This window comes from Exiguobacterium sibiricum 7-3 (assembly GCF_000620865.1).
GTDB lineage: Bacteria > Bacillota > Bacilli > Exiguobacteriales > Exiguobacteriaceae > Exiguobacterium_A > Exiguobacterium_A sibiricum_A.
Genome location: NZ_KK211190.1, coordinates 356,611 through 382,763 on the forward strand (window position 1 = coordinate 356,611; position 26,153 = coordinate 382,763).

Genomic DNA, 26,153 nt, shown 5'->3' on the forward strand with positions numbered 1-26,153 from the left:
TTGGGGATAGTGTAGCACGGAATCAACGTTTCCACCCAATCATCCGGCGATACGAACTGAAAGCAGGCCAAGCGAGAATCGCAACGGCGAGCCAGTATAAAAATTGATTTTCAGACGAAATCACGCCGATGACGGCAGCCAGTAAAATGGTGGTATAGACAGAGAAGACGATGATTAACAGCGGATGAATTTTCGGAAAAACCGTAAAACGGCCGAGCCGCTCATTTTCGCTTCGGACATAAAGCAGGCTACCACAACTGATTAAGATGACAAGCAACACCAGATTGAACACGAGAGCGCTGATTAACTGTTCGCCTTGGAACAATAAGGTGAACGAGGAAGCCGTCGTCGTCAGGAAATCGAACGACGAATCCGTCTCCTCGGCCAGACCAAATCCGAGCGTCGTGATGGCGACGATTGCAAAAAAGGTCAGATAGTTTAAGAACAGGAAGAACAGTCCGAGTAACAATTGGCCAATGACGTCACCGGCAATCGTTCCCGTGAGCAAAAAGATACTGAAGACGACGAGATCGAAGACGAAATAAGAGACAAAATCGAGTGCCAGATCAGAAGAGCTGACATAATCGAAAGGATTGATGCCGCCGATTCCTTGTAAGATCAGCCAGCTGACGAAGAAACCGATGATCGGCAGAATCAGCAAGATTGCGACACCGAGACTCCATTTGATCCAGTAAAGCGTTTTTTTATTGACCGGCAAAGCATGGAGCATTAAACTCCGACCGCTCCCCCGCTCTTTTCCGAGAATTAAAATCGCGAAGACAGCCATCAAAATCGCACCGAATCCGGCAAAACTCGGACTGACGAGGACGGACTGGATGATTTCGTTTTCTGCGCCGCCGTATGTACCGAAGTTGTCGATGACCGTGTAACTGCCGAAGCCGTAACTGAAGACGGCGAGCAGGAAAAGGGATGCGAGTGGCCAGATGCCCTGCTTGATATGATAACGGATCAGTTGTTTATACATGTTGATCGCCTCCGAACGTTCCTAAAAAGTAATCTTCGAGTTGGACAGGTAACACATCTCTCAGTAACGGATTCGTCTTGTCGACGTAAGCGGCACCGGCTTCCGAGCGGACGATCAGCGTCACGACCCGGCCGGTCTGCGATAAGACGTGGACGTCATGATGTTGGAAATCCGGGACCGTCTCATAGGCGAGTTGCCATTTCTGCATGCTGGATTTTGCATCTTCGAGTGTTTGCGGTTCTTTGACGAGATGTTGTTCGATCGTCATGATCCGGTCGGCCAGTGAATCAAGTTCCTCTAATTGATGGGACGCAATCAAGACAGCGGTTTGACGTTCAGCAAGCAGCGTCACGAGTTGTTTTAAGTAATTTCGTTTGTTGATCCGGTCGAGTCCATCCGTCGGTTCATCGAGTAACAGGACCGGTGCATTCGTCGCGAAAGCAAGCTGCAGTAAAAACAGCTGGGCCTGACCTTTCGAGAGTGAGGTGACGCGGCGTCCACGATCGAGATTCAACGACCGGCAATAGTTTTCAATGAAAGTCCGCTCAAAATTCGGATAAAACGCATTGTAAAAGCCGATTAATTCCCCCAGTGTCATCTGGCGATAGACGCCGACGGAATCCGGTACTAAAAACAGATGCTGTCGTGCTGAAGGAACATGGTGAATCGACTGTTGGTTCCATTCGACTTTGCCGCGGGACGGTTCCAGTGCTCCGACGAGTGTCTTCAGTAACGTCGTCTTACCGGCGCCGTTTCGTCCGATCAGTGCCGTGATCGTCCCGGCAGGTAACGTGAATGAGGCGTTTTCGTAAATCATTTTGGAATCAATCTGTTTGGTCAGGTGAGACACGGTCAACATGATGAATCCTCCCTTGTATGGATAAGTAGTTGATAAAGATCTGCGTTGGATATCGATAATTCATCGGCTACGGCGCAAAGTGTCTGCACATGCGGTTGAATCGCAGCCTGTTTGACCTGTTCGATCGGTAAGTCCGAAATAAAGGAACCTTTGCCGCGCATCGTGACGATGAAATTACGGCTCTCGAGTTCCTGGTAGGCACGGGAAACGGTATTCGGATTGACGAGTAACGTGCTCGCCAGTTCGCGGACCGACGGCATCTGTTCGCCGGACCGGAGCAGTCCGCGGGCAATCGCACGGATGATTTGGGCGACCAGTTGCTCGTAGATCGGCAACGAACTTTTAGGATCAACCGTAAACATTCGATTACCTCCTTAAGTGTATTAATTCAATTAGTACACTAATTATAGGAAATTCCATCCAGGACGTCAAGTGGAGGAAAAAGGAGTAAGCGGAAACATTTTTAAAAGGAAGAAATGTTTCTACGACGTAACGTGACTTTAAATATTTGCTATACTGACGACAGAAGAATCATCAGGAAGGATGACCGAAAATGTTAGAGCGATTAAGTGCCTTGGAAGACCGTTATGAAAAATTAAATGACCTGTTGGCGGACCCCGCCATCATCAAAGATACAAATCAATTGCGTGAGGTGTCGAAGGAACAGTCGCAACTCGCACCGACCGTCGAAGTCTACCGCGTCTACCGCGATAAGATGGAAGCCTACCAGGAGGCACGTCATATGTTGACGGACCCGGAGATGCGCGATCTCGCAAAAGAGGAAGTCGCCGTACTTGAGCCGGAAATCAAGGAACTCGAAACGAAGCTGAAAGCTCTGCTCCTGCCGAAAGATCCGAACGATGATAAAAACGTCATCGTCGAAATCCGCGGTGCGGCAGGCGGCGATGAAGCGGCTTTATTTGCCGGTGACCTCTTTAAGATGTATTCGAAGTTCGCCGAAAAACAAAACTGGAAGATTGAAATCATCGATGCCAGTTATACGGAGCTTGGCGGCTACAAGGAAATCATCTTCATCGTCAAAGGCAGCGGGGCCTATTCGAAATTAAAATACGAAAACGGTGCCCACCGCGTCCAGCGTGTCCCGTCAACAGAGTCGGGCGGACGGATTCATACATCGACCGCAACGGTTGCTGTCTTGCCGGAAGCAGAAGATGTCGAAGTCGAGATTCACGACAAGGATGTCCGTGTCGATACGTTCACGTCGAGCGGACCGGGCGGACAATCGGTCAACACGACCCAGTCGGCCGTCCGTGTCACGCACGTACCGACGGGCATCGTCGCCAGCTGTCAGGATGAAAAGTCACAGATTAAAAATAAAGAAAAAGCGATGAAAGTTCTTCGGGCACGTGTTTACGATAAGATTCAACGCGAGCAGCAGGCCGAGTATGATGAAAAACGAAAATCGGCGGTCGGGACGGGCGACCGGTCAGAACGGATCCGGACGTATAATTTCGCCCAAAACCGTGTCACCGATCACCGGATTGGTTTGACGATTCAAAAACTCGACCGGATTCTCCAGGGCGAGATGGATGAAGTCATCGATACCCTCGTGATGGAGTACCAGGCCCGGGCATCGGAGGCGGCGAACTGATGCGAATCGCAAAACGTCTCAATCAGGCACAAACGATGCTCGTGACGGCAGGACGCGAGGCCTCGAGTGCCGAATGGTTACTTATGCATGTTTTACAGGTCGACCGGACCGGATTGTTAATCCGCTTGTCGGACGAACTCGAGCCGGAACAGGACCTGTTGTTCAGCGAATATTTATTGGCACATTTAAATGGTGTCCCGGTCCAACATTTGATCGGCTACCAGCCGTTTTACGGACGGGATTTCCGTGTATCACCGGCCGTGCTCATTCCGCGGCCGGAGACGGAAGAGCTGATTGAATTCGTGACTGGACGCCTGCAAGGAGAAACATTCCAACCGGGGGAAATCGTTGATATCGGGACCGGTAGCGGAGCGATTTGTCTGACGCTTGCGCTTGAACTCGGACAACCGGTCACGACGGTCGATATTTCACCAGATGCCATTGCGGTCGCCAAAGAAAACCAACAGACGCTTGGAGGAGAGATCACTTTTTTGGAAGGTGATTTGCTGGCACCGCTTGCTGATGATTCCGTTCGGGTGTTAGTCTCGAATCCACCTTATATTGAAGAAGATGAATTACTCAGTGATGTCGTATTTGACCACGAACCACACCTCGCCTTGTTTGGCGGGAAAGACGGACTCGTGTTCTACCGCCGTCTGATTGAAGAAAGCAGTCGGATCCTGCGCGATGATTTTCGGTTGATTGCGTTTGAAATCGGACACAATCAAGGGCAAGAAGTGCAAATGATGTTAAAAAAACGTTATCCAACTGTAGAAACGGGTATTTTAAAAGATATAAACGGTAAAGACCGTATCGTGTATGCGGAACGAAAGGATTGTCCAGAGTGAAGACGGAAATGATTCAGCAGGAGACATTAAATGAAGCGGTACGACTATTACAGGAAGGTGAAGTCGTCGCGATTCCGACGGAGACCGTTTATGGTCTCGCAGGGGATGCGACGAGCGAAACGGCCGTTCGGCGAATTTTCGCCGCGAAGGGTCGACCTTCCGACAATCCGTTGATTGTCCATGTCGCATCCGTCGAACAGGCAAAGCAGTTCGTCACTCATATTCCGGATGTCGCGGCGCAATTGATGGATACGTTTTGGCCGGGTGCCTTAACGATCATTTTAGAATCAAACGGGCGTGCATCCTCACTCGTCACCGCAGGACTGGATACGATCGGATTACGGATGCCGGACCATCCGCTGGCGCTTCAGTTGATCGAAGCGACCGGGCTGGGTCTTGCTGCACCAAGTGCCAACCGTTCCGGAAAACCCTCACCGACGTCATCTGCGCACGTCGCGCATGACCTCTCGGGCCGCATCGCCGCAATCGTCGATGGTGGGGAGACCGGAATTGGTGTCGAATCGACGGTCATCGACTGTACCGTGAATCCACCGGTGATTTTACGACCGGGTGGCGTGACGCGGGAACAGATCGAATCGATCATCGGGGACACGGCACTTGATCCTGCCTTATCGATGAAGGACCAGACACCGAAGGCACCAGGTATGAAGTACACGCACTATGCACCGGAAGCCACCTTATCCGTTGTAGCGGGTGACCTCTCATTCCTGCAACAACTCATCGATGAAGCACGCCAAACTGGACAAAAGACAGGCGTCATTCTTTTTGACGGAGAAGACATCGAAGCCGATGTCCGTTGTTTCCTCGGAACGACGATGGAAACAGCTGCGCAACGTCTTTACGATTGTTTACGGCGATTTGATCAGACGACAGTAGATCAGATTTTTGTACGGGACCTATCAGAAGAAGGGGTTGGGCTAGCAGTCCGAAATCGGCTCCACAAGGCAGCAGGTGGTCGGATCATTCGCCCGTAAAGAAGGAGGATACTGAGATGAGCACACGTCGTGTATTGTTTATCTGTACAGGAAACACATGCCGCAGCCCGATGGCGATGGCATTATTACGCTCAAAAGTGGCCGATCAAGAATTTGATGTCCGTTCCGCCGGTCTGCGTTCGATGCAAGGGTTCGATGCTTCTGAAAACGCATTGCAGGTCTTACGTGAGCGCGGCATTGAACTTGAACATTATACGCAAGTATTTGACGACGTTCTCGGGCGTTGGTCGGATATCATCTTGACGATGACACGCAGCCATAAACAAGAAGTCGGCGAACGGTACCCGGAACTGAAAGACCGGACGTTTACGCTGTATGAGTATGTGACCGGTCTTGAACGGGACATCAATGATCCGTACGGCGGATCGATGAACGTCTATCGCCAGGTCCGAAATGAACTCGAACCCCTCGTCAACCGTCTTGTGTTAAAATTGACACAGAACGGAAACGGAAGAAAAGCACCGGACAACCGGAAACTTCCGAAAAAACAACCTAAACAAACGGGGGAATCGTAACAATGAAAGTAGCAATTGGAGCAGACCACGGTGGTTTTAAGTTAAAAGCAGAACTGACTGAACTCTTACAGGAGCTTGGAATGGATTATACGGACTTCGGCACGTATTCAGCTGAATCCATCGATTATCCGGACGTCGCGATTCCGGTCGCGGAAGCGGTCGCGAACGGTGAATTCGACCGCGGGATTTTAATTTGCGGGACCGGCATCGGGATCGGCATCGCTGCGAACAAAGTCAAAGGTATCCGAGCCGCACTCGTCCATGATACGTTCAGTGCCAAAGCGACGCGTCAGCATAATAACTCGAATATCTTGACGATGGGCGAACGTGTCATCGGGCCAGGTCTTGCGCGTGACATCGCGAAAATCTGGCTTGAGACGGAATTCGAAGGCGGACGTCACGAAAACCGTGTCTGCAAAATCTCGGATTATGAGGTGAAGTAAATGGATTTGGAACAAATCAAACAAGATCTCGAAGCGTCGTTGACGGAACTGAATGAACGCTTCCCGTTAAAAGGGAAGCTGCTCGTCATCGGTTGTTCAACGAGTGAAGTCATCGGTAAACAAATCGGTAAAGCGGGTTCGCCCGAAGTCGCAGAAGCGTTATTTGATGTCTTTGATACGTTCCGCCGTTCGCACCAAGTCGATCTTGCGTTTCAAGGCTGTGAGCACATCAACCGTGCTTTGACGCTGGAACGGCAAATCGTCGAACGTCTCGGACTCGAAGCCGTGACGGTCGTTCCGGTTCCGGAAGCAGGTGGTTCGATGGCGAGTGTTGCCTATCAACGTTTTTCGGCACCGGTCGTCGTTGAAGCGATTCAGGCCGATGCCGGGATTGATATCGGAGACACGTTCATCGGGATGCACTTGAAACATGTGGCGATTCCGGTTCGTCTGCCGCACCGCGAAATCGGTGAGGCGCATGTGACGGCAGCCGTCACGCGACCAAAACTAATTGGTGGCGCACGTGCTAAATACGAATGATTTGCGCAAGGGGTTGCATTCCCCTTGCTTTTTTAATGTGTTTTTAGAGGGTGCCCGTTATCGATTATTCGTGTTAAGATAGGTCTATCGAAATGAATGGGGGAATTCAGATGGAACAAACACCACTAACGTATCTGAAACAGCAAGATGAGGAACTCTTTTCGGCTATGCGCAAGGAACTAGGACGTCAACGCGATAATATCGAGTTGATTGCGTCAGAAAACTTTGTCTCACAAGCGGTCATGGAAGCTCAAGGCAGCGTGCTGACGAACAAATACGCAGAAGGTTACCCGGGTCGTCGTTATTACGGCGGTTGTGAGTTCGTCGATTTAGCGGAAAACTTGGCACGTGATCGTGCGAAGGCCATCTTTGGAGCAGAACACGTCAATGTTCAGCCGCACTCAGGTGCTCAAGCCAACATGGCCGTCTACTTCACGATTCTCGATCAAGGCGACACGGTCCTCGGGATGAACCTTTCCCATGGTGGTCACCTGACACACGGCAGTCCTGTGAATTTCTCCGGTGTTCAATACAACTTCGTCGAGTACGGCGTCGATCCAAAAACAGAGATGATCGATTACGATGTCGTCGCGAAGCTTGCGGAAGAACATAAACCAAAACTGATCGTTGCGGGAGCATCGGCTTATCCGCGCGTGATTGACTTCAAACGATTCCGTGAAATTGCGGACAGTGTCGGTGCCTACCTGATGGTCGATATGGCGCACATCGCGGGACTCGTCGCCGCCGGTCTTCATCCGAATCCGGTCGAACATGCGCACTTCGTTACGACGACGACGCACAAGACGCTTCGTGGACCACGCGGCGGGATGATTCTGTGTAAGGAAGAACATGCCAAAGCAATCGATAAATCGATTTTCCCGGGAATCCAAGGCGGACCGCTCATGCACGTCATCGCAGCGAAAGCCGTTGCGTTTGCGGAAGCATTAGCACCTGACTTTAAGGATTACATCGGGCAAGTCGTCGCCAACGCAAAAGTCCTTGGCGAAGAGTTGACAGCACGTGGACTGCGGATCGTCTCTGGCGGTACGGACAACCACCTGCTTCTCGTCGATCTCCAACCACTTGGGATCACAGGGAAACTGGCAGAGCATGCCCTGGACGAAGCAGGCATCACGGTCAACAAAAATACGATTCCGTTTGATCCGGCGAGTCCGTTCGTCACGAGCGGTATCCGGATCGGAACGGCAGCGATGACATCACGCGGATTCAAGGAAGCCGAGATGAAACAAATCGCAGAACTGATTGAACTGGTTCTGAAAAATCCAGAAGATCCAGAAACACTGACAAGCGCCCACAAGCAAGTCTTGGCCTTGACAGGTCGTTTCCCGCTTTACCCGGAACGCGGTTAAGTTTCGGACGCATCAGGACCACCTCTACCTTTTCGATTGATGAGAAGTGCGGGGTGGTTTTTCTGATGACATCAACCGAACGGGAAAGGAGTGAGCACAGTGGAGATTTTAGTAGTAGAGGACGATTTGAACATCCAGCGGCTTGTCCGCGAGACACTCGAAGCAGACGGACACCGTGTGCTGGCGACTGCGGATGGCAACGAAGCGGCACATTGGATTGACGGGCAAGTATTTGAAGCCGCAGTGCTCGATGTGATGGTCCCGGGACGAAGTGGCTTTGAATTATGCGCCCTGTTGCGGGCGAATCAGGAAATTCCGATTTTGATGCTGACGGCACTCGGCGAGCTGACCGATAAACGCGATGGTTTTACTGCGGGAGCGGATGATTACATCACGAAACCGTTTGATCCGGAAGAATTGGTATTTCGTCTTCATGCGGTCGCGCGGCGTTATCAAAAAGCGGTCGTGCCGGTCATACGGTTTGGTGACCTCACGATCGATAAACGGAGTCAACAACTGACAATCGGGACGACCTGCTTAACGATTCCCCGGCGTGAGTTTGATTTGTTGCACCAGTTAGCCAGTTTTCCGGGACGGGTCTTCAGTCGGGAAGAATTAATCGAACACGTCTGGGGACTTGATTTCATGGGGGACGATCGAACGATTGACGTCCACATCAAACGACTGCGCCGTCGCCTGGAAGGAACGGACGCAATCGAGATCCAGACCGTCCGTGGACTCGGCTACCGATTGGAGACCCCGTCATGAAATCGTTATATACGAAGATTGTTGGTCTCGTTTGCCTCGTCTTGCTGGGATCGGCCTTGATCGCCTTATTAATCAGTAATGTGTTGTATTACACCGTCTTACAAGCTTCTTATAGTAAAAAGGTCGAAGAGGCGGTTCAGACGTCGTTTGCCTATTATGAACAACATGGTGACCAACAGATTGACTCGTTTTACGAAATGCTCAGTGCGACCGGCTTTCAAATATATGTCGTCCCGGAAGTAGGGCAGGTGAAGCGGTACGGCAATCCGTTCCGTGATGAAACGTTGGCGCTTGATGTCATTCAATCTGTGCAGGACGGGCAAGTCTACCAAGGGATGCGGGATTATCCGTTTCATTTATTTTTACTTGGTCTATTTGATAATGAAGTCATCAATACGTACGGCGCGTCCCTCAAAACAGATACGGGAACGGACGCCGTCTTCATCCGACCGGATTTAAGCCGGCAGATTCGGGAGTTGCATTTGTTCGTCGGTGCCTTTCTCGCGTTACTCGTCCTGATCAGTTTTCTGCTGCTTGTCTTTTCGATCCGTTACCTCGTCCGTCCGATTAAACGGTTGACGAAAGCGACGGAGCAGATGACGGCGGGAGATTATTCAGTCACAGTCGCGACGACCGGTCAGGATGAAATCGGGGAACTGTCGCGTCGGTTTGACGAGATGGCGCAAGCCGTCGCGAAATCAGACGCGGAACGAAAAACGTTTGTCGCGAATGTCTCACACGAGTTCCAATCCCCACTGACGACGATTAAAGGCTATGCCGGACAACTCGAACAGACAGCGAAACCGGAAGACCAGGCGAAGCTTGTGACGATTGAACAGGAGGCAACACGGATGGCGGAACTGACACGGCAATTGTTGGTGCTCGCCCGACTCGACGAAGGACGACAGATGACACGGCAACCGATTGAGCTTGGTCAGGCGATTCAGGCGACATTGCAGACACTCAGCTATCAACTGGATGAGCAGGGGATTGCCGTCGCCCTGACCGTGCCGCACAAAACGATGATTTTCGCAAACGAGATGGCGCTGGAACAGATTTTCCACAACCTCATCCGGAATGCGCTTCATGTCTCGACAGACGGACAGTTAATTTCGATCCAAGCCGAGATGAATGAAAAGACAGTCACGGTGCGGATCAGTGACGAAGGACCAGGGATGACGGATGAGATGATCGAACATGCCTTCGAACGCTTTTATCAAGGCGATGCGTCACGGGGGACGAGCGGGACGGGTCTCGGGCTCGCAATCGTTCAGGAAATGATGCATCAACTCGGTGGGACGGTCCGGATCGAGTCCCAACTCGGGCTCGGGACGACGTTTATTTTGAATTTTCCACAAGCCGATTAACGTGTTCATGTTCCGTTCATCTTCAGCCTCTAAGATAAGACTTGTAATGAACAAGCAGGAGGGATAAAGCATGAAGATGGGGTGGCGTGAATTAATTCGGATGAAACAACGATTCACCTTGATGGCAATCGTGACGACCTTGATCGTCTTATTGATTTTAATGATTTCCGGTCTTGCGGACGGACTGGCATATGACAATGGAGCCGTCGTCCGGAACTTACCGGTCGAACAGATGGCGCTCAGCCAAGACGCCGAAGGACAACTGACACGATCGTTCTTAGATCAAGCCGATCAGCCGTCCGGGACGGAAGCGTTAGGGGTCCAAAGTATGGTCCTTGAGAAAAAGAATGGCACAAAAGATGATGTGACGGTTTTTGCCTCTCCAGCCGATACGACATATGGACCAAGCCAATTGTCGGAATTGAAGACGGGGCAAGTCTTGGTCGATACGGAGTATGCAAAACAAAGCGGAACAAAAGTCGGTGATACGATCACGGATTTCCGGACAAAGACGACGTTTGAAATCGTCGGGACGGTCAGCGATGGACGGTATAGCCATGCACCGGTTCTTTGGACGACACTAAATACGTGGAACACGTGGCAGGACAAGATGAAGACGAATTATGTGTCAGCGTTCCTCAGTCAGGATCCGATCAAGACGGATCTTGCGACGTATACGAAAAAACAAATCGTCGAACAAGTACCGGGTTATTCAGCAGAACAAAACTCATTCCAAATGATGCGAATTGCGCTCGTCTTGATTGGTTCCTTGATTTTGACCGCCTTCTTCTACATCTTGACGATGCAGAAGATGAAACAGCTTGGCATCTTAAAAGCGATTGGAATCCGGACACGAACGATCGGGCAAGGACTTGTCTTACAAGTATTCCTCTTGACGGTAGTCTCGTTTTTGATCAGTTTACTTTTGACATGGACGATTGGTCAGCTCTTACCGGGCAGCCTACCGTTCAGATTTGAATGGATGACGAGTTTCGGATATGGTGGGTTGATTGTGTTGACGGCGATGCTTGGGAGTCTGATTCCGTTGCGCGCCTTGAAAAAACTGGAGCCGGCTGATGCGATGGGAGGAATGACAGGATGATTAAGATGACACAGGTCGAACAAACATATGGAGCGATGAAGGTCTTGCAGGATGTTTCATTTGAAGCTGATACAGGTGAGCTGATTGCCCTCGTCGGACCGAGTGGGAGTGGAAAAAGTACGTTACTTCAATTGCTTGGTCTACTGCAGACGCCTTCAAGTGGTGTGATTCAGTTCGATGGAAGTCCGCTCAGTGATACATCGGACGAAGGACGACGTCAGATGCGACTCGAAGAAATCGGCTTCATCTTCCAAGAGTCACACCTCGTTCCGTTTTTGACGGCAGCGGAACAACTGGAGCTCGTGGCGGAAGAAGCAGGACGAACAATTGATGCTGCTGCCCAGTTGGAGGTCTTCGGCTTGCGTGACAGACGAGATCACTTACCGCACGCCTTATCGGGTGGGGAACGGCAACGGGTGGCAATTGCCCGCGCCCTCGTCAACGATCCGCGTCTCGTCTTAGCGGATGAACCGACGGCGAGCCTTGATTATACGAACGCGCAACAAGTAATGGAACTGTTACGCAAGCAAGCACATGAGTACGGGAAGACCGTCATCGTCATCACCCATGATGAACGGATGTTATCCTATTGTGACCGCGTGTTACGGATGGAAGATGGTCAGATTCAAGAAATCAATTAAAAGAGGATACTGCTTCGACTTTTGTTTTCGCACCAAAAAATAAAAGTCGAAGCAGTATTTTTGATATACTGAACTGAACACGAATAATCTAAGGGTGGATTTAAACGATGGACTTATCTAAATTCATACAGTCAGAATTGGAAACGATTAATACGGCACAGATTACGAAATGGTTGGAAGATAAAAGTTTATCCAAACGTGACTATAAACGATTGGTTGAAGATTTTAAAGCGATTGTCATCATGGAACAAGCGGGGTTTTATGAACAAGCCGATGCACGCTTCAGGCAGTGGAAACCTTTACCGTTACCGGCAGAAATTTACCGTTATCGATTGGCGATTGCAGGAAAAATCGGTGGGAAACGATTGGCCCGAAAACGTTTTTTAGCATATCCTTCTGCTGTACAGAACCATTCGCAACTGAAGTCGTGGAAAAAAAATCTTCAGAGCAATCCGTTATGGTTAGGTGGAATCGTCGTAGCCGGTCTATTGGCCGTCGGAATCACTCAGATTGATTTTTCCGAGGAAGCTCCGCCTAAAAAAGCTTCCGAGCAAACGAACGTTGAACAAAAACTTGCGTCTTTAGAAAAAGAAGTCGAACAGCTTAAGCAAAAAAATGAGAAGATGACGGCATCTGAAGAAAAAAAGAATACGACGAAAAAGCCGAAAGCGGATCAATCGAAAGAAACGGAACAAACAGAGGTGCAATCGTCAAAGAAGGAACCGGCACAAGCACTTCAAGAGGCAGTTTCTTCCGTTCAGTCTAAAGAGTATAAAACGGCGAACCAATTGTTGACGGGAAATGTTCTGACGAACAAAGAAACAGCCGGTATGGCACGTTTCTATAAATTGATTGCCGCCGGAAAGCTGAAAGAAACCAAACAAAGTGACTACATTGCGTATCGAAATGATTTCCCGGAATCCGGTTACATGAGTGATGTCTTATGGATGCAGGCGGTTTACGAACAAAAAAATAAAGTCGGCAATTACAAAACGACATTACAGGAATTAGCGAAACAACCGGATAACGAATGGTCATATGCTGCGAAGGCAATTCTTCAAGGTAAGAGTACACTGGGAGATTGATTCGAAGAAAACAGTTCCCAAGCAGTTGCTTTTTGGAGTACAATGCGAAAAGAGAATGGAGAGGAGATGCAAAACAATGAGTAAAGTACATGTATTTGATCACCCATTGATTCAGCACAAGATGACGATCATGCGTAAAGTCGAAACAGGAACGAAACAATTCCGGGAGCTTGTCGACGAAGTGGCTTCATTGATGGCATATGAACTCACACGTGACCTTCCACTTACTGACGTTGAAATCGAGACACCGGTCACGAAAACGACGCAAAAGATGATCGAGGGCAAGAAACTGGGAATCGTTCCGATTCTTCGTGCCGGTCTTGGGATGGTAGACGGCATGCTCCGCATGATGCCGAACGTCAAAGTCGGACACATCGGTCTTTACCGTGATCCGGAAACACTTGAGCCGACAGAATACTATCTCAAATTACCGACTGACGTCGCAGAACGTGATTTCGTCGTCGTTGATCCAATGCTTGCGACAGGCGGTTCGGCTGCTGACGCAATCTCCTCTTTGAAAAAACAGGGTGCACAAAGCATTAAGCTCGCTTGCCTCTGTGCGGCACCTGAAGGCGTCAAACGTATTCAGGAAGAACATCCGGATGTCGATATCTATCTTGCGGCACTTGATGAGAAATTGAACGACCATGGTTATATCGTTCCCGGACTCGGGGATGCGGGTGACCGTCTGTTTGGTACAAAGTAATCAACAGAGTGAAAGGCGCTTCCTGTGAAGGGAGTGCCTTTTTTTGTACGAGTTGCCACGAGCGTTCACTGCGCACGTGATCTGGAATATGTTTTAATAAGAACAGAAGCAAGAAGGAGGAAGTCCGTATGCCCATCAAAGTCATGCCGATTTTCGGCACAAGACCGGAAGCCATCAAAATGGCACCGCTCGTCAACGTCTTAAAGAACAATCCTGCATTTGATGTCCATGTCACGATTACGGCCCAACACCGGGAAATGCTTGATCAAGTCTTGGAGCTGTTCCAGATTACACCCGATCACGATTTGAACATCATGAAAGCGCGGCAGACCTTGGTCGACATCACGACACGTGGCCTCGAAGGACTCGACGCCGTCATGAAGGACGTCCGACCGGATCTTGTCCTTGTCCATGGTGACACGACGACGACGTTCGTCGGCAGCCTTGCTGCCTACTACAATCAAATTGCCGTGGGTCATGTCGAGGCCGGACTTCGGACCTACAATAAGTACTCACCGTTTCCGGAAGAAGTGAACCGGCAATTGACCTCGACGCTGGCCGATCTGCATTTTGCGCCGACCGAACAGGCAGCAGCGAATCTGGCGTCGGAAAACAGACACGCAGGCGTTTTCGTGACCGGCAACACGGCAATCGATGCCTTGCAAACGACGGTCCAACCGGATTATGTCCATCCCGTTCTCGAACAGATTGGTTCGAAACGGCTCGTCCTGATGACGGCGCACCGGCGGGAAAATTTAGGTGCGAAGATGCATCAGATGTTCCGGGCCATTCGGCGTCTCGTCGACGACCATCCGGACATTCATGTCGTCTATCCGGTCCACTTGAATCCTGTCGTTCAGGAAGCAGCGAGTGAGGTATTCGGAGGACACGACCGCATCACCTTGATTCCACCGCTCGACGTCTTTGACTTCCATAACTTCGCGAGCCGGGCCCATCTCATCTTGACGGATTCCGGCGGCGTTCAGGAAGAAGCCCCGTCACTCGGTGTGCCGGTCCTTGTCTTACGCGACACGACGGAACGTCCGGAAGGCGTCAAAGCGGGAACGTTGAAGCTGGCCGGAACGGATGAAGAAACAATCTATCGTCTGGCGAGTGAATTGCTCGAAGACGAAGTCGCGTATAAGAAGATGGCCCAGGCCTCGAATCCGTATGGAGATGGTCATGCCTCAGAGCGGATTGCGGCGGCGATTTTAGAACATTTTAATCAGGATGCGGCGTTTGAGCCGTTTAAAGTCGAAAACTGACGAAAGTTTAGACATACAGTAAAAGGACCGGTGCTACCGTCAAAAACGGCGGCACCGGTCCTTTTATGGAACACAACAGATCACCTTTCCAAATATCGTGAACGTCCTCGTTTCATGCGACTCCTGCATGAGGAAGAGGGCGGAACGACTGTTAAGATAGTATAACTCTTATGTTTACTCTTGTTAGAGAATAGTGAATACCATGTCATTACGTCCAGTGCGACGGACGGAGCAGCCGTTCCGGCAGACGTGTCTTGGCGTCGCCTTGTGCCGCATTGACCTGTGCCTGCGTCAAAAACAACGCATCGGTCAAATCAGCTCCAGCTAACTGACAGTCACGCAGGTCGGCACCGAGGAAGTTGACGCCGCGCAACCGGCTGTTCGATAAGTTTGCCGCGAGCAAAAACTGGCCGCGGACGCTTAAGCCGGAGAAGTCCTGTCCGGCAAGATTTTTCCCGATCCAGTCGCGAGGAAGCGTACGTCTGCCTTTTCCGGCGGCAAATGGCGTTTGAACCAGTTCTTCGATTTGGGCAAGAAGCGGTAACAAGCTTGCCCGTACTTGATCGAGATCGAGTGCCGCCAGTTTGTCCGGAGAAGAGCGGGTCAGAGCATCGAGTTCAGCCAGCTTGCCCTCGAGCAAAGGATGAATGGTCCGGGTGACTGGTCGGATACCGTCCGTCAGGTACCACATCATTTCCTGCAAGTGGACCATTTTTGGATAGAGCGTATACATGGCGGGTTTCGTCGTTTCATCGTAGATACCTTTGAATGTCACTTGCGAAATCTGTTGACCGGCACCGAAGCAGTCGTAGACAGTGCATCCTTTATATCCGTTCGGGCGCAACCGGTCGTGAATCCGGCAGCGGTAATCCGTATCTAAATTCCGGCAAGGCGTCGCTTCCGGTTTGTCGTGACCAAAATCGCTTGAGGCGGAAAACGCAAGGGCCGTGCAACAGAGTCCGAAGCAATCCCCGCACTGAACACGAAAGCGTTCGGTTTCCATGAGTTTCACTTCCTTTTGGTTAATCTGACTTCTTTTTACCACAGATCGGTAATCGTGGACAATCGTTTTCAAATCATGGGGAATGAATGAAAATAGCATAGGATTAGCTCGAACGGACGAACAAAATATATGTTTTTTGTAAAAAAAGAGCCGCATCATGACCTTGAAAATAGAAACTCATCCGTGAATTTTTAAGCTGTGACAAGGCACACACGAGACGAATTGGAAATCGTCCACCGGCTTTGTTACAAACAGATGTCAGAGACGTTTTTATGTCCCGAAACGGAAGCGTTTACAATTGTGAATGAAAAATGTTTTTTCACAAAATAGACACAAATCAAATTTAGACGACTTGTTTCTCATTCCGAAAGACGATATAACGTTACTGTTCAATGGTTTTGTTCACCTAGTGAACCATCTCGATAAACGTTGATAGTACTACATATTTTCTTCACATCTTCGTGAAAAGAGTGGCACGGGACACCTCTGTGAAAACCTTATCAATTGTTGATATACAATGGTTTTACGGCTCCATTTTAATTGTGAATTCATTTGACTATGAAATGGTTCTCATTGTATTCTTGACTAGTATGAAAATCCGCAAATTGTGGGAAAGAAAAAGAACTCACAACTGGGAAAAGGGGGTCGTCTCTAGTGCGCCAAAAAGGGCTCGCGACGAGTATGGTCATGGCCTCGCAAATTTCGACGGCACTAGCCGCACCGATCGTCATCGGCTTTCTTGTTGGGAACTATGGGGAACAGCAGGACTGGTGGCAAAAGATGGGCGCGACGTTTGCAGTGTTCATCGGGATTTTCATCGGAATTCTCTGCATGATCGCAATGATCAGGCACTTGTTAGGAGACAAGACATGAATATCATCCTTCAAGATGCGTTGTATCGTGCGTACTTAAGATGGTTCGGACTCTATTATGGAATCCTTGCCGTTCTGTTACTTGTCGGTTATCCGAGTGATCCGGTGATTTATGGACTGGCACTGGGTGGGGCAGGTAGCTTCATGATCTTGACGCTTCAACGATTAAGCGTCGATCGAATGTATCGTGTAATCGAGCGTGGGCGCAAGCCGATGTCTCGAGGGACCGTATCACGCATGGCGGTCGCGGTACTCTGTGTGATGATCGGCTTGAAGTATGAAGCCGAATTGTCATTAACTGCGGTGGTAATAGGCCTTCTCGCCGGCCACGTCATACAATTTTGTGAGTATTTTACTCACGAACTTAAGCGGGAAAAGAGGTGAATAATCAAATGAACCACGAAATGCCACTTTACGAAATCCCACTCTGGGGCGACTTCGTTCTGTACGGTAGCTGGACAAACTTGATCACAGTGCTGATTGCAGCTGCTCTCGTTTTCCTGATTGCCGTGGCCGGTACGCGACGTCTTGTGATGAAGCCAACCGGTGCTCAAAACGTGATGGAAATGTTCCTCGAGTTCGTTCGCGGAATCATCAGCAGCACGATGGACTGGAAAACAGGGGGTCGCTTCCTAACTTTCGGAATGACACTGTTCCTCTTCATCATCGTGTCCAACTTAATGGGTCTTCCCTTTAACGTTGTGACGGGTCACTACATTTGGTTCAACTCACCAACTGCAGATCCGTATGTGACACTTGCACTTTCATCTATGGTAGTGGTCATGAGCCATTATTACGGTGTGAAAATGCGCGGCTTCGGCTCGTATGCGAAAACGTTTATGACGCCGATGTTCATTATTACCATCATCGAGGAGTTCGCAAACACGTTGACACTTGGTCTTCGTCTTTACGGTAACATCTTCGCGGGTGAGATCATGATTGGTATCATTCTCTCGATCGGTATCATCTCTGGAACGAACGATTTCCAATTCCTCGGACCAGTCGGTGTCATCCTGTCAGCGATCCCAATGTTGATCTGGCAAGGATTCTCACTCTTCATCGGAGCAATCCAAGCGTATATCTTCCTTATCTTAACGATGGTTTACATCGGGCATAAGGCAGCGCACGACCATTAATTCGAAGGTAAAGCATCTGCTTTTCCGATAATCGCACGACCAAATTTCGAACACAATCTAGGGAGGCAATTCATAATGGAACTTATTGCAACAGCGATCATCATCGGACTCGGCGCACTCGGCGCAGGTATCGGTAACGGTCTTATCGTAAACGGTACAGTATTAGGACAAGCACGTCAGCCAGAACTCAAAAACGAACTTCGTCAAACAATGTTCATCGGTATCGGTCTCGTTGAGGCACTTCCAATCATCGGTGTAGCGGTCGGTTTCCTTCTCCTCAACTCTTAATCCGTATTTAATCTTACGTACCAAGAACTGAGCTACATAGGGCGTTATTCGTTCCATTAGAGTGAACCGTCATGGGGGCTACGGCTCCCTTATGTAGATATTGAAGTAGGACCAACCACGAGGGGAGTGTAATCGAATGAATCTAACGTATCTTGCGGCAGAAGCAGGCGGCGAAAGTAGTCACCTCTTACTTGCTAACATGATCGTCACGATCGTCGTTTTCCTCTTGCTCCTCATCCTCTTGAAGAAATTCGCATGGGGCCCGCTCGTCAACATGATGAAAGCGCGGGAAGAGCATGTGGCTAGCGAGATCAATTCGGCTGAAAAAAGCCGGAAAGACGCTGAAGTCTACGTAGAACAACAACAAGCAGAACTCAACAAGGCACGTACGGAAGCACGTGACCTGTTAGAAGCATCACGCCGTCAAGCCGAGGCAGAACAAGCACGTGCGATGGAGCAGGCACGTCTTGAAACAGAAATGAGCAAGGAAGAAGCTCGCCGTGCAATCGAACGTGAACGCGCTGAAGCACAAGCTGCTTTGAAGAACGATGTTGCTCTTCAAGCAATCGCTGCAGCACGCCATGTCATGAAAACACAGCTTGCGACAGACGAAGCGGCTCAAAAAGCACTCGTCGACCAATTCCTTGCTGACACTAAGGGCACGAACTAATGCGTGACCACGTAGCGGGACGCTACGCAAAAGCGCTCTTCGATCTTGCACTTGAGCACCATGTGCTCGAACAAGCAGAAGCTGATGTGCGAACGCTCGGCGAAGTGCTCCACGCAACACCAGAGCTCGCATCGGTTTTAGAAAACCCGTCGATTTCTGCAGAAGAGCTGAAGCAAGTCCTTCAGACGAGCTTCACAGGCTTCAATACGATTGTCTTGAATACGATCCTCGTCATGGTCGAAAACGACCGGGCATCGGAAGTATTGTCATTGCCGGAGCATTTCATCGCGTTGTTGAATGAGCACCGTAACGTTGCGACAGCAATCGTGACAAGTGCATACAAACTGTCAGACGAAGAACTCACGAACGTGAAGGAAACGTTTGGCCAAAAATCAGGTAAAACGCTTGAAGTAGAAAATGTTGTTGATACGAACGTAATCGGCGGACTTCGTGTTCAAATCGGTTACACGACATATGATGGCACGATCGAAACGAAACTAACGCGACTTGAGCGTGAGCTGTTAAAAGCGTAAGAAAATAGGGGTGAAACGCATGAGCATTAGAGCTGAAGAAATCAGCGCCCTGCTTAAAGCGCGTATCGCGCAGTACGGTTCTACGATGGAAGTGAACGAGACAGGTACAGTTATCCAAATCGGTGATGGTATCGCTCGTGCACACGGACTCGACAACGTCATGTCGGGAGAGCTCGTAGAATTCGCTAACGGCACAATGGGCTTGGCGCAAAACTTAGAAGAAGGCAACGTCGGTATCATCATTCTTGGTGACTACCTTGAAATCAAAGAAGGCGACTCTGTTCGCCGTACGGGCCGCATCATGGAAGTACCAACAGGAGACGCGCTCCTCGGACGTGTCGTCAACCCACTCGGTATGCCAATCGATGGTCTTGGTCCAATCGAAACGGAACACTATAACCCGATTGAGCGTAAAGCTTCTGGTGTTATGGCACGTAAATCGGTTCACGAACCACTTCAGACGGGAATCAAGGCAATCGATGCCCTCGTTCCAATCGGTCGTGGACAACGTGAGTTGATCATCGGTGACCGTCAGACGGGTAAAACGTCGATCGCCATCGATACGATCATCAACCAAAAAGAAGAAAACATGATTTGTATCTACGTCGCAATCGGACAAAAAGAATCAACGGTCCGTGGTGTTGTTGAAACACTCCGTAAAAACGGTGCACTTGATTACACGATCGTCGTTTCGGCAGCAGCTTCACAGCCGGCGCCACTTCTTTACCTCGCACCATTCGCTGGTGTAGCGATGGGTGAACACTTCATGGATCTCGGCAAGCACGTTCTTGTCATCTATGATGATCTTTCGAAACAAGCAGCGGCATACCGTGAGCTTTCGCTTCTTCTGAAGCGTCCACCAGGCCGCGAAGCCTACCCGGGTGATGTCTTCTACCTTCACTCACGTCTCCTTGAGCGTGCGGCGAAATTGAACGACGGACTTGGCGCAGGTAGCTTAACAGCCCTTCCGTTCATCGAGACACAAGCGTCGGATATCTCGGCTTACATCCCGACAAACGTTATCTCGATCACGGATGGTCAAATCTTCCTTCAATCGGATCTCTTCTTCTCAGGTGTCCGTCCAGCGATCAACCCGGGTCTCTCGGTATCGCGTGTAGGTGGTTCGGCTCAAGTGAAAGCGATGAAGAAGGTAGCGGGTACGCTCCGTCTTGACCTCGCTTCTTACCGTGAGCTAGAAGCCTTTTCACAGTTCGGATCTGACCTTGATAAAGCGACACAATCGAAGCTTAACCGTGGTGAGCGGACAGTAGAGGTTCTGAAACAGGATCTCAACCAACCGTTGACTGTCGATAAGCAAGTCATCATCATCTATGCCTTGACTCGTGGTCACCTTGATGATGTTGCCGTTTCAGATATTCGTCGTTTTGAAAAGGAACTCAACCTTTGGCTCGATCAAAACCGCAAACAACTTTGCGATGAGATCCGTAAAACAGGTAACCTTCCAGCTGACGAAGAACTCGTTACTGCAATCTCAGAATTTAAGAAAACGTTCCAACCGACAGTCTAAGAGATTTCTCTTAGGCTCGGCCGGACGCTCTTGATACTAACAAGGTGGTGAATCGAAATGGCATCGTTGCGCGAGATACAAATGCGGATCAACTCGACGAAAAGTACGAAACAGATCACGAAAGCGATGAACATGGTTTCGGCGTCGAAACTGAACCGCGCTCAAGCACATAGCGCGAAGTTCCAGCCTTACATGCTGAAAATGCAGGAAGTGCTCGGAACCATTGCGAATGGCACGACAGGTGCTAGCCATCCGATGCTCGAAAAACGTCCTGTCAAAAAGACAGGCTATATCGTCATCACATCGGATCGCGGCTTAGCTGGTGCATATAACGCCAACGTGCTGCGTGAAGTCTACCGGGAAATCAATGAAAAGCATACTACGGACAGTTACGTCTTGTTCGTGGTCGGTAAAGTCGGTGTCCAGTTCTTCCGTTCACGCGGAATTACGGTCACGGATGCGATCACAGGACTAAACGATTCTCCTTCGTATGTCGATGTCGCAGAAATCGTGAAGCGTACAGTGAGTGCGTTCACGCTCGGCGAAATCGACGAACTCAAGCTGTGCTACAACCACTTCATGTCTGTCATCAGCCAGGAAGTGAAAGTCGAAACCCTTCTCCCGCTCGGAGAAATCGAAGCTTCGTCTTCGACGACTTATGAGTACGAGCCAAGCGAGGAACAAATCCTGGCTGAACTCCTTCCGCGTTATGCGGAGAGCTTGATTTTCGGTGCGCTTCTTGACGCGAAAGTAGCAGAACATGCGTCACGTATGACAGCAATGCAAAGTGCGACAGATAACGCAGATGACTTGATCGGTCGATTGACTCTCGTCTACAACCGGGCTCGACAAGCTGCAATCACGCAAGAAATCACAGAGATCGTCAGTGGAGCCGCTGCCCAGCAGTAATCCACTCGGCGTAATGATAGCTAGGAGGAAACACGATGAACGAACTCGGTTTAAAAGGCCGCGTCGTCGCGGTCATGGGACCTGTCATCGACGTTAAGTTCGACGGACACTTGCCGAAGATCTACAACGCGCTTCGTATTCAATATACGCCGCAAACAGTAGAAGAAGTGGCTATCGACTTGACGCTTGAGGTCGCCTTGCACCTTGGTGACGATGTCGTCCGTACCATTGCGATGGATTCTACGGATGGTGTACGCCGTGGAGTGGAAGTACTGGACACTGGTGCTCCAATCTCGGTACCTGTCGGAGAAGCAACGCTTGGTCGCGTCTTCAACGTACTCGGTAACCCAATTGATGAAAAAGAACTCGATGCAAGCGTGGAACGTCTTCCGATCCACAAAAAAGCACCGACGTTTGATAACCTTTCAACGAAAGTTGAAATCCTCGAAACAGGAATTAAAGTCGTTGACTTACTCGCTCCTTACATCAAGGGTGGTAAGATCGGTCTCTTCGGTGGTGCCGGTGTAGGTAAGACCGTCCTCATCCAGGAATTGATCAACAACATCGCGCAAGAGCACAGCGGTATCTCGGTATTCGCAGGTGTTGGTGAGCGGACGCGTGAAGGTAATGACTTGTACCACGAGATGACGGATTCAGGCGTTATCAAACAAACAGCGATGGTCTTCGGTCAGATGAACGAGCCGCCGGGCGCACGTCTTCGTGTTGCCTTGACTGGTTTGACAATGGCGGAATACTTCCGTGATGAGCAGGGACAAGACGTTCTTCTCTTCGTTGATAACATCTTCCGTTACACACAAGCAGGTTCAGAAGTATCGGCCCTTCTCGGCCGTATGCCATCTGCCGTTGGTTACCAGCCGACACTTGCTACAGAGATGGGTATGCTTCAAGAGCGTATCACGTCAACAAACAAAGGTTCGGTTACATCGATCCAAGCGGTTTATGTACCAGCCGATGACTATACTGACCCGGCTCCTGCAACGACGTTTGCCCACTTGGATGCAACGACGAACCTTGAGCGCCGTCTCTCTGAGATGGGTATCTATCCTGCCGTGGATCCACTTGCATCGACATCACGTGCCCTTTCACCGGAAATCGTCGGCGAAGAGCATTACGGTATCGCTCGTCAAGTTCAGGAAACACTTCAGCGTTACAAAGAACTTCAAGATATCATCGCGATCCTCGGTATGGACGAGTTGTCTGAAGAAGACAAGTTGACTGTACACCGTGCGCGTCGTATCCAGTTCTTCTTGTCGCAGAACTTCCACGTAGCTGAGCAGTTCACAGGACAAAAAGGATCGTACGTCCCAGTTAAGGACACGATCCGCGGCTTCAAAGAAATCCTCGATGGGAAACACGATGATTTAACGGAAGAAGCATTCCGTCTCGTCGGTCCGATCGAAGATGCGATTGAAAAAGCGAAGACGCTTGTCTAAGTGACAAAGCATAAGGGGGACTTGAGATGAACACACTTCATGTCAATATCGTCACCCCGGATGGCGAAGTGTATGATGGCGATGTCCGTATGGTCGTTGCGAAAACGATATCTGGTGAAATCGGGGTTCTCCCGCACCACGTACCGCTCGTAACACCACTCGACATCAGCATCTTGAAGTTGCGCCACGAAGATGGCGGACGCACGTTGATCGCTATCAGCGGTGGCTTTATGGAAGTGCGCCAGGATACAGTGACAGTTCTTGCTGAAACGGCTGAAGCAGCAGACAAGGTCGATTACGACCGTGCGTCGGCTGCGAAAGTCCGGGCAGAACGTCGCCTCCAGGACACGAAATTATCAGACCTTGAGTTCAAACGCGCTGAGCTTTCATTGAAACGCGCAATTAACCGTCTCAACCTAAAAGAGTACGGTCGCGATTGACCAAGTTAAAAAGACCCGGTTTCCGTCATGGAAGCCGGGTCTTTTTTAGGACAGGTCAATGATTTTCTGTAGGACAACCGTTTTCACAAATCCATTGGGGGATTCAGGTTTAACAACGGACAAAAAAGTAAAAGTACATTATATGTGTCCTCTTCACACATTTTTCAATCTTATTATGTGGAATTTTCCATAATCATCTTTTCATAATATATTTTATAGGATAAAATAAATTATCTTGTGCCTTTTTGTTTGCGCAATCATTCATTGTATGAAATCATGGTAAGGTTGGAAAAACCTTAACAGAAGAGGTGCAGTAGCAGTGACGTCAATCGGTTTAAGTGCATTAATCAGTATGCTCGTCTATTTAACGGCGATTGTCTTTGCCTGGTGGGCACTCCTTCCGGTCAAATGGGAGAAGTTCCTGCAACATCCGAAAGGACCACAGGCGGTTGTCTTACGCGTGTTGCTTGCCGTGGCGCTCGGTTCGCTGATTGCCCGCTTTTTGCTCGATTATTCAGGATTCGCACAGCGTCTCCAGTTCTTAGTCGGGTGAACTTGTAACTTCGTTGTAAACCCTAAATCATCAATCTGATTTAGTATGGAACAGGATAGTATTCTTATAATGAAGAAACGTAACCATTGTGAAGCTGAAAAGTCGTGTTGGATTTGGAATGAGAGAACAACTACAGAGTGTTTCTCTTCTATCATGCGTTGGTCTTCAACTATGATTCACACCAATCGCGAATTAAAATAATAGAACAGAAACGAAAGCAGAGGAGCATGAGTAATGGAAAAAATCGTTGTCCGTGGCGGACGTAAATTAGCTGGAACGGTAAAAGTAGAAGGTGCAAAAAACGCAGTCTTGAAAACATTGGTCGCAACATTGCTTGCTTCAGAAGGTACATCGGTCCTTCAAAACGTTCCCCGTTTAGCAGACGTGTATACAATCAACAACGTCTTACGGAACTTGAACGCAGAAGTCACATTCGATGCCGAAGCAAACACAGTCTCGGTCAATGCAGAAGCAGAATTGAAAGACGAAGCACCACTTGAATACGTTCGGAAGATGCGTGCGTCCATTCTTGTCATGGGACCACTCCTTGCGCGTCTCGGTCGTGCGCGTGTCGCAATGCCGGGCGGCTGTGCGATTGGTTCACGTCCAATCGATCTTCACTTAAAAGGATTCGAAGCGATGGGCGCAAAAACAATCATCGGTAACGGATTCGTTGAAGCACACGTCGACGGTCGTCTGCAAGGTGCAAAAATCTACCTCGACTTCCCGTCAGTCGGTGCGACAGAAAACATCATGATGGCAGCGACACTTGCTGAAGGTACGACAGTCATCGAAAACGTCGCGAAAGAACCGGAAATCGTCGATCTCGCAAACTTCCTGAACGCAATGGGCGCAAAAGTCCGTGGTGCGGGTACAGAGACGATTCGCATCGAAGGTGTCGAAAAACTTCATGGCGGCAACCATTATGTCATTCCAGACCGGATTGAAGCCGGTACATTCATGATTGCAGCTGCAATCACGGAAGGTGACGTTGAGGTCATCGGTGCTGAGCGTGAACACCTTCGTCCATTGATTTCGAAAATGGAAGAGATGGGTGTTAAAATCTCAGACACAGAAGAAGGACTTCGTGTCATTGGACCGAAGAAACTCGTTGCGATTGACGTCAAGACGATGCCACACCCTGGTTTCCCGACAGACGTTCAAGCGCAAATGATGGCATTGGTCTTAAAAGCAGAAGGAACTTCTGTCATCACGGAAACAGTCTTCGAAAACCGTTTCATGCACGTCGAAGAATTCCGTCGCATGAACGCTGATATCAAAATCGAAGGACGTTCATCAATCATCACAGGCGGCATCCAGCTTCAAGGCGCAGAAGTCCTTTCAACGGACCTACGTTCAGGGGCAGCACTTGTCACAGCAGGATTGATTGCTGAAGGCGAAACACGTGTCGGTGCATTACATCACATCGATCGCGGATATGTCGATTTCCATCTTAAATTACAAGCACTCGGCGCAGATGTCGAGCGTATCACGGAAGAAACTGTTGCCATCGAAGAGACGGCAGCGGCGAAGCTTTAAGCTCTCATTTCATTCCTTTATATTCTTGACGACTTTCTTCAAAAGAAAGTCGTCTCTTTTTGTTCCCCTGTGCTAGAATTGAAAGGTATGTATACATAAATGGGTT

30 protein-coding genes are annotated in these 26,153 nt (G+C 49.6%); 26 read left to right on the forward strand and 4 right to left on the reverse strand.

The window, feature by feature from the left end; all coding sequences use genetic code 11:
• Nucleotides 1-22: 22 nt before the first annotated feature.
• Genes P402_RS0102855 through P402_RS0102865 form a run of 3 tightly spaced genes read right to left on the reverse strand, consistent with a single transcriptional unit; the run spans nt 23 to nt 2,206 of the window.
• Nucleotides 23-985, reverse strand: coding sequence for a hypothetical protein (locus P402_RS0102855; RefSeq protein ID WP_026827331.1), 963 nt, complete (start codon nt 983-985; stop codon nt 23-25).
• On the reverse strand, nt 978-1,844 hold the full coding sequence (locus P402_RS0102860; RefSeq protein WP_026827332.1) for an ABC transporter ATP-binding protein: 867 nt from the start codon (nt 1,842-1,844) through the stop codon (nt 978-980). Before P402_RS0102860 ends, P402_RS0102855 begins: the two co-directional genes overlap by 8 nt.
• Nucleotides 1,838-2,206, reverse strand: a complete 369-nt coding sequence (locus P402_RS0102865; RefSeq protein ID WP_026827333.1) for a GntR family transcriptional regulator — start codon at nt 2,204-2,206, stop codon at nt 1,838-1,840. Before P402_RS0102865 ends, P402_RS0102860 begins: the two co-directional genes overlap by 7 nt.
• A gap of 191 nt (nt 2,207-2,397) precedes the next feature.
• Here P402_RS0102865 and prfA point away from each other — a divergent pair, with 191 nt between their 5' ends.
• The 14 genes from prfA to wecB all read left to right on the forward strand — a co-directional run bounded on the left by prfA (nt 2,398) and on the right by wecB (nt 15,122).
• On the forward strand, nt 2,398-3,456 hold the full coding sequence (gene prfA, locus P402_RS0102870; protein ID WP_026827334.1) for a peptide chain release factor 1: 1,059 nt from the start codon (nt 2,398-2,400) through the stop codon (nt 3,454-3,456).
• Nucleotides 3,456-4,304: a peptide chain release factor N(5)-glutamine methyltransferase gene (gene prmC / locus P402_RS0102875; protein WP_026827335.1), complete on the forward strand. Its 849-nt coding sequence runs from the start codon at nt 3,456-3,458 to the stop codon at nt 4,302-4,304. The genes prfA and prmC overlap by 1 nt, the downstream gene beginning before the upstream one ends.
• Nucleotides 4,301-5,299 (forward strand): L-threonylcarbamoyladenylate synthase, encoded by a 999-nt coding sequence (locus P402_RS0102880; RefSeq protein WP_026827336.1) that lies wholly within the window; start codon nt 4,301-4,303, stop codon nt 5,297-5,299. Before prmC ends, P402_RS0102880 begins: the two co-directional genes overlap by 4 nt.
• A gap of 17 nt (nt 5,300-5,316) precedes the next feature.
• On the forward strand, nt 5,317-5,835 hold the full coding sequence (locus P402_RS0102885) for a low molecular weight protein arginine phosphatase (RefSeq protein WP_026827337.1): 519 nt from the start codon (nt 5,317-5,319) through the stop codon (nt 5,833-5,835).
• Nucleotides 5,836-5,837: 2 nt separating this feature from the next.
• Nucleotides 5,838-6,278, forward strand: coding sequence for a ribose 5-phosphate isomerase B (rpiB, locus tag P402_RS0102890; protein ID WP_026827338.1), 441 nt, complete (start codon nt 5,838-5,840; stop codon nt 6,276-6,278).
• Nucleotides 6,279-6,818: a TIGR01440 family protein gene (locus tag P402_RS0102895; protein ID WP_012371558.1), complete on the forward strand. Its 540-nt coding sequence runs from the start codon at nt 6,279-6,281 to the stop codon at nt 6,816-6,818.
• 110 nt (nt 6,819-6,928) lie between these two features.
• Entirely contained in the window at nt 6,929-8,188 is a 1,260-nt protein-coding gene (gene glyA / locus P402_RS0102900) for a serine hydroxymethyltransferase (RefSeq protein WP_026827339.1), read from the forward strand.
• Between the two features lie 99 nt (nt 8,189-8,287).
• Nucleotides 8,288-8,956, forward strand: a complete 669-nt coding sequence (locus tag P402_RS0102905; RefSeq protein WP_026827340.1) for a response regulator transcription factor — start codon at nt 8,288-8,290, stop codon at nt 8,954-8,956.
• Complete coding sequence (locus P402_RS0102910) at nt 8,953-10,323, forward strand: HAMP domain-containing sensor histidine kinase (RefSeq protein WP_026827341.1); 1,371 nt, start codon at nt 8,953-8,955, stop codon at nt 10,321-10,323. Before P402_RS0102905 ends, P402_RS0102910 begins: the two co-directional genes overlap by 4 nt.
• Before the next feature lie 70 nt (nt 10,324-10,393).
• Nucleotides 10,394-11,425 (forward strand): ABC transporter permease, encoded by a 1,032-nt coding sequence (locus tag P402_RS0102915; protein WP_026827342.1) that lies wholly within the window; start codon nt 10,394-10,396, stop codon nt 11,423-11,425.
• On the forward strand, nt 11,422-12,066 hold the full coding sequence (locus P402_RS0102920) for an ABC transporter ATP-binding protein (RefSeq protein WP_026827343.1): 645 nt from the start codon (nt 11,422-11,424) through the stop codon (nt 12,064-12,066). The genes P402_RS0102915 and P402_RS0102920 overlap by 4 nt, the downstream gene beginning before the upstream one ends.
• A 107-nt stretch (nt 12,067-12,173) precedes the next feature.
• A complete protein-coding gene (locus P402_RS0102925) occupies nt 12,174-13,151 on the forward strand; it encodes a hypothetical protein (RefSeq protein WP_026827344.1) in 978 nt (325 codons plus the stop codon).
• Nucleotides 13,152-13,227: 76 nt separating this feature from the next.
• Nucleotides 13,228-13,857: a uracil phosphoribosyltransferase gene (gene upp, locus P402_RS0102930; RefSeq protein ID WP_012371551.1), complete on the forward strand. Its 630-nt coding sequence runs from the start codon at nt 13,228-13,230 to the stop codon at nt 13,855-13,857.
• 128 nt (nt 13,858-13,985) lie between these two features.
• Nucleotides 13,986-15,122, forward strand: a complete 1,137-nt coding sequence (gene wecB / locus P402_RS0102935; RefSeq protein WP_026827345.1) for a non-hydrolyzing UDP-N-acetylglucosamine 2-epimerase — start codon at nt 13,986-13,988, stop codon at nt 15,120-15,122.
• A gap of 208 nt (nt 15,123-15,330) precedes the next feature.
• Here the strand turns inward: wecB and P402_RS0102940 are convergent, their stop codons facing one another.
• Nucleotides 15,331-16,125 (reverse strand): pentapeptide repeat-containing protein, encoded by a 795-nt coding sequence (locus P402_RS0102940; RefSeq protein ID WP_026827346.1) that lies wholly within the window; start codon nt 16,123-16,125, stop codon nt 15,331-15,333.
• A 654-nt stretch (nt 16,126-16,779) separates the two neighbouring features.
• On the opposite strand from P402_RS0102940, the gene P402_RS0102945 reads away from it, so the two are divergent.
• The 12 genes from P402_RS0102945 to murA all read left to right on the forward strand — a co-directional run bounded on the left by P402_RS0102945 (nt 16,780) and on the right by murA (nt 26,047).
• Entirely contained in the window at nt 16,780-16,998 is a 219-nt protein-coding gene (locus P402_RS0102945; RefSeq protein WP_012371548.1) for an AtpZ/AtpI family protein, read from the forward strand.
• Nucleotides 16,995-17,381, forward strand: a complete 387-nt coding sequence (locus P402_RS0102950; protein WP_012371547.1) for an ATP synthase subunit I — start codon at nt 16,995-16,997, stop codon at nt 17,379-17,381. Before P402_RS0102945 ends, P402_RS0102950 begins: the two co-directional genes overlap by 4 nt.
• A gap of 8 nt (nt 17,382-17,389) precedes the next feature.
• Entirely contained in the window at nt 17,390-18,133 is a 744-nt protein-coding gene (atpB, locus tag P402_RS0102955) for a F0F1 ATP synthase subunit A (RefSeq protein WP_026827347.1), read from the forward strand.
• Nucleotides 18,134-18,208: 75 nt separating this feature from the next.
• Nucleotides 18,209-18,421: a F0F1 ATP synthase subunit C gene (gene atpE / locus P402_RS0102960; RefSeq protein ID WP_012371545.1), complete on the forward strand. Its 213-nt coding sequence runs from the start codon at nt 18,209-18,211 to the stop codon at nt 18,419-18,421.
• Nucleotides 18,422-18,557: 136 nt separating this feature from the next.
• Entirely contained in the window at nt 18,558-19,091 is a 534-nt protein-coding gene (atpF, locus tag P402_RS0102965) for a F0F1 ATP synthase subunit B (RefSeq protein WP_026827348.1), read from the forward strand.
• Nucleotides 19,091-19,624, forward strand: a complete 534-nt coding sequence (locus P402_RS0102970) for a F0F1 ATP synthase subunit delta (protein WP_026827349.1) — start codon at nt 19,091-19,093, stop codon at nt 19,622-19,624. Before atpF ends, P402_RS0102970 begins: the two co-directional genes overlap by 1 nt.
• Nucleotides 19,625-19,643: 19 nt before the next feature.
• Nucleotides 19,644-21,152: a F0F1 ATP synthase subunit alpha gene (gene atpA / locus P402_RS0102975; RefSeq protein ID WP_026827350.1), complete on the forward strand. Its 1,509-nt coding sequence runs from the start codon at nt 19,644-19,646 to the stop codon at nt 21,150-21,152.
• A 57-nt stretch (nt 21,153-21,209) separates the two neighbouring features.
• A complete protein-coding gene (atpG, locus tag P402_RS0102980) occupies nt 21,210-22,061 on the forward strand; it encodes an ATP synthase F1 subunit gamma (RefSeq protein ID WP_012371541.1) in 852 nt (283 codons plus the stop codon).
• A gap of 35 nt (nt 22,062-22,096) precedes the next feature.
• Nucleotides 22,097-23,515, forward strand: a complete 1,419-nt coding sequence (gene atpD, locus P402_RS0102985; protein WP_026827351.1) for a F0F1 ATP synthase subunit beta — start codon at nt 22,097-22,099, stop codon at nt 23,513-23,515.
• Nucleotides 23,516-23,541: 26 nt separating this feature from the next.
• Complete coding sequence (locus P402_RS0102990) at nt 23,542-23,955, forward strand: F0F1 ATP synthase subunit epsilon (RefSeq protein WP_012371539.1); 414 nt, start codon at nt 23,542-23,544, stop codon at nt 23,953-23,955.
• A 319-nt stretch (nt 23,956-24,274) separates the two neighbouring features.
• Nucleotides 24,275-24,508, forward strand: coding sequence for a DUF1146 family protein (locus tag P402_RS0102995; protein ID WP_012371538.1), 234 nt, complete (start codon nt 24,275-24,277; stop codon nt 24,506-24,508).
• 234 nt (nt 24,509-24,742) lie between these two features.
• Entirely contained in the window at nt 24,743-26,047 is a 1,305-nt protein-coding gene (murA, locus tag P402_RS0103000) for a UDP-N-acetylglucosamine 1-carboxyvinyltransferase (protein WP_026827352.1), read from the forward strand.
• Nucleotides 26,048-26,153 lie beyond the last annotated feature (106 nt).

What these genes read in the sequence shown, in the direction of transcription:
- P402_RS0102895 (WP_012371558.1), top strand. Translation starts at nt 6,279, where the DNA reads ATGGATTTGGAACAAATCAAACAAGATCTCGAAGCGTCGTTGACGGAA.
- atpF (WP_026827348.1), top strand. Translation starts at nt 18,558, where the DNA reads ATGAATCTAACGTATCTTGCGGCAGAAGCAGGCGGCGAAAGTAGTCAC.
- P402_RS0102920 (WP_026827343.1), top strand. Translation starts at nt 11,422, where the DNA reads ATGATTAAGATGACACAGGTCGAACAAACATATGGAGCGATGAAGGTC.
- P402_RS0102970 (WP_026827349.1), top strand. Translation starts at nt 19,091, where the DNA reads ATGCGTGACCACGTAGCGGGACGCTACGCAAAAGCGCTCTTCGATCTT.
- atpD (WP_026827351.1), top strand. Translation starts at nt 22,097, where the DNA reads ATGAACGAACTCGGTTTAAAAGGCCGCGTCGTCGCGGTCATGGGACCT.
- P402_RS0102865 (WP_026827333.1), bottom strand. Translation starts at nt 2,206, where the DNA reads ATGTTTACGGTTGATCCTAAAAGTTCGTTGCCGATCTACGAGCAACTG.
- P402_RS0102885 (WP_026827337.1), top strand. Translation starts at nt 5,317, where the DNA reads ATGAGCACACGTCGTGTATTGTTTATCTGTACAGGAAACACATGCCGC.
- murA (WP_026827352.1), top strand. Translation starts at nt 24,743, where the DNA reads ATGGAAAAAATCGTTGTCCGTGGCGGACGTAAATTAGCTGGAACGGTA.
- prmC (WP_026827335.1), top strand. Translation starts at nt 3,456, where the DNA reads ATGCGAATCGCAAAACGTCTCAATCAGGCACAAACGATGCTCGTGACG.
- P402_RS0102950 (WP_012371547.1), top strand. Translation starts at nt 16,995, where the DNA reads ATGAATATCATCCTTCAAGATGCGTTGTATCGTGCGTACTTAAGATGG.
- P402_RS0102990 (WP_012371539.1), top strand. Translation starts at nt 23,542, where the DNA reads ATGAACACACTTCATGTCAATATCGTCACCCCGGATGGCGAAGTGTAT.
- glyA (WP_026827339.1), top strand. Translation starts at nt 6,929, where the DNA reads ATGGAACAAACACCACTAACGTATCTGAAACAGCAAGATGAGGAACTC.
- rpiB (WP_026827338.1), top strand. Translation starts at nt 5,838, where the DNA reads ATGAAAGTAGCAATTGGAGCAGACCACGGTGGTTTTAAGTTAAAAGCA.
- P402_RS0102860 (WP_026827332.1), bottom strand. Translation starts at nt 1,844, where the DNA reads ATGTTGACCGTGTCTCACCTGACCAAACAGATTGATTCCAAAATGATT.
- atpB (WP_026827347.1), top strand. Translation starts at nt 17,390, where the DNA reads ATGAACCACGAAATGCCACTTTACGAAATCCCACTCTGGGGCGACTTC.
- wecB (WP_026827345.1), top strand. Translation starts at nt 13,986, where the DNA reads ATGCCCATCAAAGTCATGCCGATTTTCGGCACAAGACCGGAAGCCATC.
- P402_RS0102855 (WP_026827331.1), bottom strand. Translation starts at nt 985, where the DNA reads ATGTATAAACAACTGATCCGTTATCATATCAAGCAGGGCATCTGGCCA.
- upp (WP_012371551.1), top strand. Translation starts at nt 13,228, where the DNA reads ATGAGTAAAGTACATGTATTTGATCACCCATTGATTCAGCACAAGATG.
- P402_RS0102940 (WP_026827346.1), bottom strand. Translation starts at nt 16,125, where the DNA reads ATGGAAACCGAACGCTTTCGTGTTCAGTGCGGGGATTGCTTCGGACTC.
- atpG (WP_012371541.1), top strand. Translation starts at nt 21,210, where the DNA reads ATGGCATCGTTGCGCGAGATACAAATGCGGATCAACTCGACGAAAAGT.
- atpA (WP_026827350.1), top strand. Translation starts at nt 19,644, where the DNA reads ATGAGCATTAGAGCTGAAGAAATCAGCGCCCTGCTTAAAGCGCGTATC.
- atpE (WP_012371545.1), top strand. Translation starts at nt 18,209, where the DNA reads ATGGAACTTATTGCAACAGCGATCATCATCGGACTCGGCGCACTCGGC.
- P402_RS0102925 (WP_026827344.1), top strand. Translation starts at nt 12,174, where the DNA reads ATGGACTTATCTAAATTCATACAGTCAGAATTGGAAACGATTAATACG.
- P402_RS0102910 (WP_026827341.1), top strand. Translation starts at nt 8,953, where the DNA reads ATGAAATCGTTATATACGAAGATTGTTGGTCTCGTTTGCCTCGTCTTG.
- prfA (WP_026827334.1), top strand. Translation starts at nt 2,398, where the DNA reads ATGTTAGAGCGATTAAGTGCCTTGGAAGACCGTTATGAAAAATTAAAT.
- P402_RS0102915 (WP_026827342.1), top strand. Translation starts at nt 10,394, where the DNA reads ATGAAGATGGGGTGGCGTGAATTAATTCGGATGAAACAACGATTCACC.